The 11236-nt window shown below is 63.6% G+C and carries 10 protein-coding genes; 6 read left to right on the forward strand and 4 right to left on the reverse strand.

The window, feature by feature from the left end:
* Positions 1-12: 12 nt before the first annotated feature.
* Positions 13-597, reverse strand: coding sequence for a class I SAM-dependent methyltransferase (locus tag ACWF6P_RS15720; protein ID WP_452621598.1), 585 nt, complete (start codon positions 595-597; stop codon positions 13-15).
* Positions 598-756: 159 nt separating this feature from the next.
* On the opposite strand from ACWF6P_RS15720, the gene ACWF6P_RS15725 reads away from it, so the two are divergent.
* From ACWF6P_RS15725 to ACWF6P_RS15735, 3 genes are all read left to right on the forward strand, one after another.
* Positions 757-2904: an MMPL family transporter gene (locus ACWF6P_RS15725; protein WP_452621599.1), complete on the forward strand. Its 2148-nt coding sequence runs from the start codon at positions 757-759 to the stop codon at positions 2902-2904.
* Between the two features lie 102 nt (positions 2905-3006).
* Positions 3007-3417 (forward strand): DUF302 domain-containing protein, encoded by a 411-nt coding sequence (locus ACWF6P_RS15730; protein ID WP_452621600.1) that lies wholly within the window; start codon positions 3007-3009, stop codon positions 3415-3417.
* Positions 3418-3507: 90 nt separating this feature from the next.
* Positions 3508-3777, forward strand: a complete 270-nt coding sequence (locus ACWF6P_RS15735) for a metal-sensitive transcriptional regulator (RefSeq protein ID WP_230814895.1) — start codon at positions 3508-3510, stop codon at positions 3775-3777.
* Between the two features lie 71 nt (positions 3778-3848).
* Here the strand turns inward: ACWF6P_RS15735 and ACWF6P_RS15740 are convergent, their stop codons facing one another.
* Entirely contained in the window at positions 3849-4652 is an 804-nt protein-coding gene (locus ACWF6P_RS15740) for an alpha/beta fold hydrolase (protein WP_283306994.1), read from the reverse strand.
* A 111-nt stretch (positions 4653-4763) separates the two neighbouring features.
* On the opposite strand from ACWF6P_RS15740, the gene ACWF6P_RS15745 reads away from it, so the two are divergent.
* Entirely contained in the window at positions 4764-5699 is a 936-nt protein-coding gene (locus tag ACWF6P_RS15745) for a methionyl-tRNA formyltransferase (protein ID WP_452621601.1), read from the forward strand.
* 14 nt (positions 5700-5713) lie between these two features.
* On the opposite strand, the gene ACWF6P_RS15750 is transcribed toward ACWF6P_RS15745, so the two are convergent.
* A complete protein-coding gene (locus tag ACWF6P_RS15750) occupies positions 5714-7480 on the reverse strand; it encodes an ABC transporter ATP-binding protein (protein WP_452621631.1) in 1767 nt (588 codons plus the stop codon).
* Between the two features lie 23 nt (positions 7481-7503).
* Positions 7504-9258, reverse strand: coding sequence for an ABC transporter ATP-binding protein (locus tag ACWF6P_RS15755; protein ID WP_452621602.1), 1755 nt, complete (start codon positions 9256-9258; stop codon positions 7504-7506).
* Positions 9259-9414: 156 nt separating this feature from the next.
* On the opposite strand from ACWF6P_RS15755, the gene ACWF6P_RS15760 reads away from it, so the two are divergent.
* Both ACWF6P_RS15760 and ACWF6P_RS15765 read left to right on the forward strand, forming a co-directional pair.
* Positions 9415-9588 carry a hypothetical protein gene (locus ACWF6P_RS15760; RefSeq protein WP_214886961.1) on the forward strand — a complete coding sequence of 58 codons (174 nt, stop codon included), beginning with the start codon at positions 9415-9417 and terminating at the stop codon, positions 9586-9588.
* A gap of 103 nt (positions 9589-9691) precedes the next feature.
* Positions 9692-11155 (forward strand): alpha,alpha-trehalose-phosphate synthase (UDP-forming), encoded by a 1464-nt coding sequence (locus ACWF6P_RS15765; RefSeq protein ID WP_378647926.1) that lies wholly within the window; start codon positions 9692-9694, stop codon positions 11153-11155.
* Positions 11156-11236: the final 81 nt, after the last annotated feature.

The raw sequence follows: 11236 nt of genomic DNA on the forward strand, positions 1-11236 counted from the left end.
CTCCCGCCCTGGTCAGACCTGGTCCCACGGACCGAATTCGAGCAGAACGTCGATTGCCGTCTTACCGTCCTGTGGCCGAACCACGTGTTCGAGTGCGTAGACCCTCGATCCCTCCGCTGCCCTGGCTAGATCGGAAATACCGGGCAGAATGGTCGGTTCGGGTGGGCCGCCCACCCCACGGTGGAAGTTCTCGATGGAATGCCCCAGATAGAGGACGCGTCCGCCGGGAGCAACCCACTGCCCGACGCGCTTCAGCGTTTCGGCCAACTCGTCGACCTCGAGGTGCAGAAAGCTGACCAACACCAGGTCGACCGAACCTTCCGGTTGCCACGTGGTCGCATCGCCGACCCGCCAGTCGACGGCCTTGTCCCGGTCACTCGCCCGTGCCAGATCGATCGCCACCGACGAATAGTCGACCGCGGTCACCGACCAACCCTGCCCGGCCATCCACCGCGCGTGACGGCCGTCGCCGCAGGCCAGATCGATCGCGGTGCCCGGCCTCAGGTCGGCAATTCTTGTAGCGACGGTTCCCGCCGGGTCCACTCCCCACGGCTCCGTCACCGCTCGGTATCGCTCGTCCCAGTCCTGTGCGTCCACGATCGCTCTCCCCATATCCGTATCACCGAAGTTCGTTCCACCGTCACTGATCAGACGGCGCCCCCAGCAGCATAGAGAACCTTCGGAAGTGACAATCAGATACCCCTAGGGGTATACAAGGAACAGTCAGGAATACCCCCACCCGTATCAGGAGTGAAGATGTCAGCGACCAGAACTGTCACCGCGGACCCACCCGACCAAGCCGACGGCATACTCGCGCGACTCGGTCGATCGATGGCGGCGCACACCCGCCTGGTCGTCGGCGTCTGGTTGATCGCGCTGGTTGCACTCGGCGCCGCAGCGCCCAGTGTCTTCACCTCCCTGGCCGGCGCGGGTTGGCAGGCAAACGGATCCGAGTCGGTGCAGGTTCGCGAGTTGGCCGAGCAGCATTTCGGCGGAAACTCCTCCGCCGCAGTGCAAGTGGTCGTTCACTCGAATTCTCTACCCATCACCGATCCGTCGATGCAGCAGACTCTGGCCGCGGCAACCGAACTGTTTACCGCGGACCCTCGTTTCGGCGAAGTGATCGCCCCACAGCCCGGCATGACCATCAGCCCGGACGGACATACCGGAATCATGATCGCGGGTGCCAATGCGAATACCGACGACATGGTGCGCGCGGTAGACGAACTCGGCAAGAAACTCACGGCACTGTCCACGGACACGATCGAGGTGTACCCCACCGGCGCGTCGGCGTTGTGGAGCGATTTCAACAAGGCCAATCACGAAGCGATGATCAAGGCCGAAATGATGTCCTGGCCCGTCACTCTCGCGATCATGGTGTTGGCCTTCGGATCCCTGGTTGCCGCGGGACTCCCGCTACTGCTGACCCTTGCGGGCCTGGTCGCTTCGGCGGGCGGACTCGTGATCCTCAACGAGATCACGCCGATTTCCGTGTGGGCCATGAACTTCGCGATGATGTTCGCCCTCGCGCTCGGCATCGACTACGCACTCTTCCTCGTCGCCAGGTTCCGAGAAGCACTGCGAACCGATCCGGATCCGCGGGCCGCCGTGGCCCAGACGATGGACACCGCCGGCAAAGCAATTGTCCTCTCCGGCCTCACAGTTCTGGTCAGTTTGTCTGCGGTTCTTCTCGTTCCGGCTCCCGCCGTACGCACGATGGCTGTCGGCATCATGCTCGCCGTGATCTTCGTTCTCGCCGCAACCCTCACCCTGCTACCCTCCGTGCTCGGCAGGATAGGAGCCAAGGTCAACGGTGGTTCGCTACCGTACGCAAAGCGCCAGCAGCACCGCTCCCCGATGTTCGCAGCCTGGGCGTCGCTGCTGCACAAGCACCCGTGGCCCTTCGGCGTCGGCGCCCTGCTCATCCTGATAGCACTCGTCGTGCCGGTCTTCGGACTGAAGGTGGCAATGCCCTCCATCGCCGTGGTTCCCGAGGACGCCCCGGTTCGGCAGGGTTACGAACTGGCGCAGCAGCAATTCGGTGACGGCGCTCCCGGAATGTTGCAGATCGTCACGTCCGCAGACGATGCAGCAGACACCTCGCGTGTTGCCGTGAACATTGACGGCGTGGCCATGGTCACGCCGGCGCAGCACGCAGCCGACGGATCCGATCTGGTTATGCTGCAAGCAGTTCCCACTGTCGACCCGTCGGATCCTGCGATGGAAACCATCCTTGCGGACCTTCGGTCGCAGCTGCCGGAATCAGCGCTCGTCGGCGGCGCTCCGGCCGAAAATCTCGACCTTCAGCAGGCGTTGAACGACTACCTGCCCATCGTCGTGGTCGTGATTCTGACGCTCGGATTCCTGTTGCTGCTGATCGCTCTTCAGGCACCTCTGATCGCCTTGATCGGCACGCTGGTCAGCCTACTGTCCACAGGGGCCGCGTTCGGAATTGCGAAGCTGATATTCCAGGACGGTCACGGATCCGGCCTGCTCGGTTTCGATCCCCAGGGATTTCTGAACGGATGGGGTCCGGTCTTCTTCTTCGCCATGATCTTTGCCATCGCGATGGACTACACCGTGTTCCTGCTCTCGAGCGCAAAGGAGCACTACGAACGGACAGGTGACCCCGAGATCGCACACATCGACGGCCTCGCGCATTCGGGTCGGGTCATCGCGGCGGCGGCAGCGGTGATGGTTGCGGTCTTCTTCACTTTCGCGCTCGCAGATCCGCTGCCGCCCAAGGAGATGGGAATCATCCTCGGTGTGGCTGTGCTCCTGGACGCGGTGCTCGTCCGCTTGGTGCTCCTGCCCGTACTCCTGCGTCTCACCGGCCGGGCAGCCTGGTGGACACCGGCATGGCTACGACGCATCCTGCCGAACATCAGCTTCTCGCATGGCTGACCGTGTACCCGACATCACTGTTGAATTGATACCCCCAGGGGTATCATAGAGACAACGGAAATCGAAGCCGAAGACATCGAAACCAACGAACAGGAGCGGGCAATGACAACCCCCACGGAACCGATAGCGATCGCAACCAAGGTCACCGGAACTTTCGACGAGGTCGTCACCCGCACGCGTGCCGCGCTCGCCGAGCAGGGCTTCGGCATCCTGACCGAGATCGACATGCAGGCCACCCTCAAGGAAAAGTTGGACGAGGACATGGAGAAGTACCTGATCCTGGGTGCCTGCAATCCGCCGCTGGCCCATCAGGCAGTGTCGGTGGATCGTCAGATCGGCCTCCTACTGCCGTGCAACGTCGTCGTCCGCGAAGATACGACTAACGAGAACTCGTTCTTCGTCGAAGCGATGAATCCCGCTCTCATGGTTCAGGTTTCCGGCGAACCAGGCCTGGAGTCCGTAGCTGCCGACGCCGCCGTCAAGTTGCGCGCGGCAGTCACCTCGATCATCTGACACCACAGTCGGATCGAACACTGGATCAAACACAGACATGCCCCCAGGGGTACCCTCGGTCGCAGCACGAACACTCGAGAAGGGGCCACCATGACCGGCGACGAAGAGAGCATTTCGCTCGTATTGAACAGACTGCGGCGTGCTCACGGCCAACTTGCCGGGGTCATCTCGATGATCGAGAACGGCCGCGACTGCAAGGACGTCGTCACGCAGCTCGCAGCCGTGTCCAAAGCGCTGGACCGAGCAGGGTTCAAGATCGTCGCTTCGGGGCTGCGTGAATGCCTCACCGGCGAAAGCGCCGAAGGTCAGGAACCGATGACCGAGGCCGAACTCGAGAAGCTGTTCCTGGCACTGGCATGAAACAAGAGGAAGGGCCTGACCCGCAGGTAGCGGATCAGGCCCTTTCTCGCGTGCGAAAGAACTGCGAAAAACTACTTCGCCAGGAAGTCGATCAGCACCTTGTTCACGGCCTCCGGACGCTCGAGGTATCCGTAGTGCCCGGCGTCGGGAATCTCTTCGTACGACGCCGTCGCGATGCAGTCCGCCACCTCGCGGGAGAGGTAAGGCGGGATCATGCGGTCGTCGGCGAAAGCGACGGACAGGCACGGGCGCATGATCGACTTGTACTCGTTACGTCGATCGAAAGCACGGTCCATGCCGAGCTGCGCGCGAACACCCGGTGACGTTGCGCCGCCGGTGAACTCGAAGATGTCCATCCAGTCACGCGCGGAGTGATCGTCGGCCAGCGTGGCCGGCGAGAGGTTCATCACCGCCGTCACTGCCGCACGGTATTTGGCCGGCAGGGCGACGCCGCTGTCGAACAACTGACGCTCACCCTCGGTCAGAACCTGCTGGAAATGATCCATCCGAGCGTGGCCGGCGAGGAACACTGCTTTGCGAACCAGATCCGGCCTGGCGAGCGTCAGTTCCTGCGCAACCCGGGCGCCCATCGAGGTGCCGATGACATGGGCCGGGCCGCCGCCGAGATGCTCGATCAGTCCGGCGGTGTCTGCAACCATGTCGGGCATCGTGATGCCGCCGAGGCTCTCGCCGGACGGTGCGATTCCGCGGTTGTCGAAGGTGGCGACGCGATAGCCGGCGGCCACCAATGCCGGAGTCTGGTGCAGATCCCAGACGCGGCCGGGGCTACCGGTCCCCATGATGAGCACCACCAGATCTCCATCACCCTTGACCTGGTAATTGATGGGGATTCCGTTGATTGTGGCGACCGTCATGTCAGCCTTCCTCCTCGTACGTGTGATCAACAATTTTGGTTGGATAGCCTAAGCTGATGGGCGGTCGTGTGACCGCCAGCCCCAGCCCATGCTCGTCCAGGAGGACCCCCGTTGAGAGTCGCTACGCTCGGATACCAAACCTGGGGCCACCGTACCCTGCAGGCCTTGATCGACTCCGATCACGAGGTTGTGCTGGCAATCACACACCCGAAGAGTGATCACGTCTACGAACAGATGTGGGCGGACTCGGTTGCAGATCTGGCGGCCGAGAACGGTGTACCCGTTCACGTGGCGAACAAGCCTGACGACGCCTTCAAAGCCGCGCTGGCCGAAGCTGCGCCCGACATCATCGTCGCCAACAACTGGCGCACCTGGCTGCCCGCGGAGGTCTTCGACGCGCCCAAGTACGGCACCCTCAACATCCACGATTCGCTGCTGCCCAAGTACACGGGGTTCTCCCCGCTCATCTGGGCCTTGATCAACGGCGAAGAAGAAGTCGGCCTCACGGCGCACCTGATGGACGAGGAACTCGACGCGGGCGACATCGTCCTGCAGCGTTCGACGACGGTCGGCCCCACGGACACCGTCACCGATCTGTTCCACCGCACGATCGACATGATCGGCCCCATCACACTCGACGCCCTGGATCTGATCGCGTCCGGGCGGACCGACTGGACGCCGCAAGACCGCTCGCAGGCCACCTTCTTCCACAAGCGTGCACCGCAGGACAGCCACGTCGACTGGTCCTGGCCGGCCGAGGTCATCGAGCGTTTCGTCCGGGCCCAGTCCGATCCGTACCCCAACGCTTTCGCGGAGTTCAAAGGCCAGCGCATCCGCATCCTGAAGGCGTCCGTCTCACGCGGGCACTACGGCGGAACCCCCGGCCGAGTCTTCATCCAGGAAGACGACGGCATGGTGATCGTCGCGGGCCCCGACGCGTGGTCGGGCAAGAACAAGGGACTGCGAATCGAGCGCATCCGACTCGACGACGGCAGTGAGTACACCGCCGCCGAGTTCTTCCCCCACGGCGGCGGGTACCTCACCTGATCGTCTGAACGCCCTCAGTCGCGACCCTCCCAGGCCGCCCACAGTTGCGCGTAACGCCCGCCCGCGGACACCAGTTCGCGGTGCGGGCCTTCTTCTACGATCTGCCCGTGCTCGAGCACGATCACTCGGTCGGCGCCCGCGGCTTGGGTAAGCCGGTGTGCGACAACCAGAGTGGTACGCCCCTCGGTAGCGGCTTCGGCAGTCGCTTCCAGTTCCCGTGCTCCGGCGCTACCTGCCTCCGCTGTCGCTTCGTCCAGTACAGCGACGGCAGGGTCGGCCAATACCAGTCTCGCCAAGGCCAACTGCTGCGCCTGCGCTGCCGTCATCTCGTGCCCGCCCTCGCCCACGACGGTCAGCATTCCCTCGTCGAGAGCCTCAACCCACTCGTACGCGCCGACGGTCCGCAGCGCAGCGGCAACGTCCTCGTCCGAGGATTCGGGAGCGGCCAATCTCAGATCCTCGATCAGGGGTCCGGCAAAGACGTGGACCTCCTGACTCACGATCGCGATGTGGCGTCGTAGGTCATCGAGGTCGGCAAGCGGGGCACCGCCGATCGACACGCGCCCCGACGTCGGAGTGATCGAACCGGCAGCGATCGCAGCAAGCGTCGTCTTTCCGGCTCCGGTCGAACCGACGAGCGCCACCCGCTCCCCCGCTCGCAGGCTGAGCGTCACTCCGTGGAGTACCTCGTGACCGCCGTCGTAGCTGTGTCGGATGTCGTCCAGACGAAGGGAGCCGTCGGTCGGAACGGAACCCGTATCCGTCGAACGTTCTGTTTCGGGGATCTCGACAACGCCGACCAGTCTCGCGAGGCTGGCGCCGGCGGACTGCACTTCGTCGAAGGTGTAGAGCAGTGAGCCGATCGGGTTGAACAGGCGATGGAACAGCAGTGCAGCCGTCGTCGTCTGACCGACTGTCACGACGTCCTCACGAACCAGCAGGAATCCGACGACGAGGATCATGGACAGACCCACGAATTCGGCACGGTTACCGCGACCGGCAAATCTCGTGAACAGACCGAACACTCCGACGGCCAGATCACGCGCTTTTGCCGACGCCGCATCGATCTGACCGAGATGTTCCTTCTCGAGGCTGTACGCGCGTACCGTCTTGGCGCCCTGGAGGCTACTGATCAGCGCCTGTGAACGAGCGCCCATCGCAACTCGCTCGGCAGCGTAAATGGGAGCCGATCGCGGCAGGTACCACTTGAGTGCCAGCGCGTACATCGGCAGCGCGACCATTCCGGCGAGGCCGAGTCGCCAGTCGAGGCCCAGCATGGTCACCATGCTCAGAGCCACGAGCAGAACTGCCGCGATCATGCCGGGAACCACGTCGGACACAGCCTTGGCGATCACCGACACGTCGTCGCCGACTCGTGAGAGCAGATCACCCTTTCCCACCTTCTCGACGGTCTGGATCGGCAGGCGCAACGCCCGGTCCACGGTTCGCTCGCGCAGATCCGCCAGGATCGTCTCGCCGAGTCGCTTGATCAGATAGGCAGCCACACCTGTGAACACACCGCCCACGATTGCGGCGGCGGCGATGATCACGACCACCCCGACGATCGTCGATGTGGGCGCGTTGTCCCGGACCCGGTCGACCAGGACACCGAAGACGTAAATCGGAACCAAGGCCATCGCCGACGCCGAAGCCGCGACGATCAGGACCAGCAGGCTCTGCATCCGGTGTTCGGCCAGCGCTGCCCGCAACCACTTCCAAGTCTGGCGACCACTCGCGATCGGCAGCAACTCGCGCTCTGTCACCTTCTCTGCGGCCGGCATATCGGTTGTCATGTCCGTGGCCGTCACCGCAGCACCGCTCCTCGGTAGTTCGCGTCGCCGCGAGAGAGTTCGGAATGTGTGCCGATCGAGGCAATCACTCCGTCGTTCAACACGATCACTCGATCCGTCACGGCCAGAAGAGCTGGGCTGCTGGTGATCAATACCGTCGTGTGGATGCCACCGGCACCCTCGTGCCGCAGTTCCGCGATTCCTTCGGCGATCGACGCCTCGGTCACCGCGTCGACCGCCGTAGTCGGATCGTGCAGGACCATCACGGGCGCCTTTGCCACCAATGCGCGTGCAAGGGCGACGCGTTGACGCTGGCCTCCCGACAAACTCGCGCCTCGATCGGTCACCTCGAGGTCGAGGCCGTCCGGATGCGCGTCGACGACATCAGCCGCCGCAGAGGCGGTCAAAGCGCTCTGGATTTCGAGAGCAGCGGCATCACCGGCGCCCGCGGTGACATTCGACGCGAGGGATCCGGAGAACAGATCGGTGATGTGCGGCTCCACCAGCACTGTGCGACGCGCCAATCGCAAGTCCATGTCGGACAGGCTGATTCCGCCCACTCGGACCACGCCGCGGTACGCATCCTGCGCCAGCTGACCGGACAGGACGGCGACAAGAGCGTCGGCATCCTGCGGTTGATAAGCGACGACACCCAGCAGTTCTCCGGCAGGCAGGTGCAGATCGATGCCTTTGAGAGACTTGTACTCGACGGCGTCGAGGGTCAGGTCGGTACCTTCGAGCTCGGTCTGCGAACCCGCACCCCGCAGCGGCTCCGCGTCCAAGACCAATGCCAGACGATCCGACGACGCCCTCGCCACCGCGAAGTATCCGGGAATCGACGCGAGCAATCCGAGCGGTTCGATGATGAACTGCGCGAGCCCCACCACGGTGATCAGTTCACCGACCGTGATCCGGCCCTGCAGCGCGAAGTAACCCGCGAAGCCGGCAACACCGACTGCGAGCAACGCACTGATGGTCGCGGCAACACCGGTGTAGATACCGGTGGCCTTCGCCGTGCCGATCGTCGACGCGAGCGCCTGCCGGCTGACCGTGCGGTAGCGCGTCGACGCGGTCTTCTCACCGCCGATACCGCGCAGCGGACGCAGTCCACTGACCAGATCCGTAGCCATCGCCGACGCCCGAGCGATCGACGCCTGCTGACCGGTGGCCCGCGACGTGATGAGCGGCGCCGCCAATTGCAGCAGACCGAGAATGACCGGAGTACCGATCAGAACGGCCAGTCCCAGCCACAGATCGATCCACACCAACGCCACCGCCGACGCCACCGCAGCGGTCAGGGCCGCAGCGGCACGCGGGACGATGTCCGCGATCCACGAAGTCTGTTCGGCGTCCGAGGTCGAAACCGTCAGCAATTCGCCCGATCGCAGATCAGTACGCACCCCGCGTGGATCGAGGACGCGGTGCGCCACCTCGAGCCTGAGACGATGAGCCTCCTGCTGCATCGCGGTGACGATGAACCGGGCGCCGAAACGCCACGCGGCCGTCAGAACGAGAAACAGAGCGGCGAGACCGAGGATCGAGACGATCAAGGCTGTGGTGTCCGAAGTCTCCACTGCACGGTCGATGATCACACCGATGGAGATCGGCACCGCCGTCTCGGTGAGTTGGTGCAGACAGACCAGGGCAGTGCCGATAGCGAGCGGGACACGGTTGCGGACCAGGACGCGTCGCAAAATCGCAGCACCGCTGTGATTGCCACTCTCCGGCTCGTCCGAGTCGACGGTCACACTCGAGGGGGTCGAACTCATGGAACTCCAAGCATCGATGGAAGCGATAAAGTTGAGTACAGAGATAAGTAAGTCGACCCTAATACATGAGCAACTAGCGTCGACACGCCCAGTTCTCATAGAGTCGCGAGTAAGAATCATTGCTTGCGCCGTGCAGGCAAGCACGAGAGGAACATGATGGCTGAGAACACGACCGTCGAAACCGAGATCGCGGACGAGGAAATCGAGACCGTCGCCGAGGAAACAGCGCGCATGGCGCAGCGCGTTGTCGCTGCCTACGCAGAAGATGCCGACGAGTGCAGGATGCTGCTCTCGATGCTCGGTATCTCCCCCGCCGCCAAGCTCGACTGAATCTTTCCCTCACCGACCGAGAAGGAACCACGTGCCTGTCAGTCCGGATTCGACCAGTTCAACCCTCTCTGACAGCGCACCTGCTTCTTCGACCGGTGACACCGTGTCCGGGCAGGCCGAGTTCGTCGTCGTAGCGAACCGCCTGCCCGTCGACTTGGAACGACTTCCCGACGGCACCACCCGCTGGAAGCGGAGCCCCGGCGGACTGGTCACCGCCCTCGAGCCGATCCTGCGCAGCAATCAGGGCGCCTGGGTGGGCTGGGCCGGCGTCCCGGACGCAGACCTCGACCCGATCGTCGAAGACGGACTCGAGCTCTACCCTGTGCCGCTGAGCGCCGAGGAGATCAACGAGTACTACGAGGGATTCTCCAACGCCACCCTCTGGCCGCTCTATCACGACGTCATCGTCAAACCCGAGTATCACCGTGAATGGTGGAACGCCTACGTCGAGGTGAACCGGCGGTTCGCCGAAGCCACTTCCAAGGCAGCGGCACAGGGCGCGACCGTCTGGATCCAGGACTACCAGCTGCAGTTGGTACCGAAGATGCTGCGGATGCTTCGTCCCGACCTCACCATCGGTTTCTTCCTGCACATTCCGTTCCCCCCGGTCGAGCTGTTCATGCAGATGCCCTGGCGAACCGAGATCGTCGAAGGCCTCCTGGGCGCCGACCTCATCGGCTTCCATCTTCCGGGTGGCGCACAGAACTTCCTTTACCTGGCGAGACGCCTTGCCGGGCAGCAGACTTCACGCGGAACCGTCGGCGTCCGCTCCAAACTCGGTGTGGTGCAAGTAGGTTTCCGCAGCGTCCGCGTCGGCGCCTTCCCCATCTCCATCGACTCCGGCAAGCTCGACGAACTCTCGCGCACCAAGGCAATTCGGGACCGCGCCAAGCAGATTCGCAAAGAACTCGGAAACCCCAAGCACATCATGCTGGGCGTCGACCGCCTCGACTACACCAAGGGCATCGACGTCAGGCTCGCCGCACTCCACGAACTTCTCATGGAGAAGCGCATCGATCCCGCCGACACCGTCATGGTGCAGTTGGCGACCCCGAGCCGCGAACGCGTCGAAAGCTACGTACAGATGCGCGGAGACATCGAGCAGAAGGTCTCCCGAATCAACGGCGAGTTCAGCGAAGTCGGCCGCCCCGTCGTCCATTACATCCATCGGCCGATCCCACGCGACGAACTGGTCGCGTTCTTCGTCGCTGCCGATCTCATGCTCGTCACGCCGCTTCGCGACGGCATGAACCTGGTCGCGAAGGAATACGTCGCCTGCCGCAGTGATCTGGGTGGCGCATTGCTGCTCAGCGAATTCACCGGTGCTGCAGCAGAACTCCGCCAGGCATTCCTGTGCAATCCCCACGACCTCGACGACGTCAAGGATTCGATGGAGAAGGCCCTCAATCAACCGCGAGAGGACGGCCGTCGCCACATGCGAGCATTGCGTCGTCAGGTCCTGACGCACGACGTCGACCGCTGGGCACGTTCGTTCCTCGACGCGCTCGCGCACGGCGGCGCAGCAGGCCCGGCGCTGATCGCCCCGGCCGAATCCGGAGAGCACTAGGCCAGTGCAAACAGGCTGGAGCCGAGGAAGTTAAATCTCCTCGACTCCAGCCTGTTTCATGTCCGGCGCTAGCGTTCGCGT

It is taken from the genome of Rhodococcus sp. NPDC055024 (genome assembly GCF_053608585.1).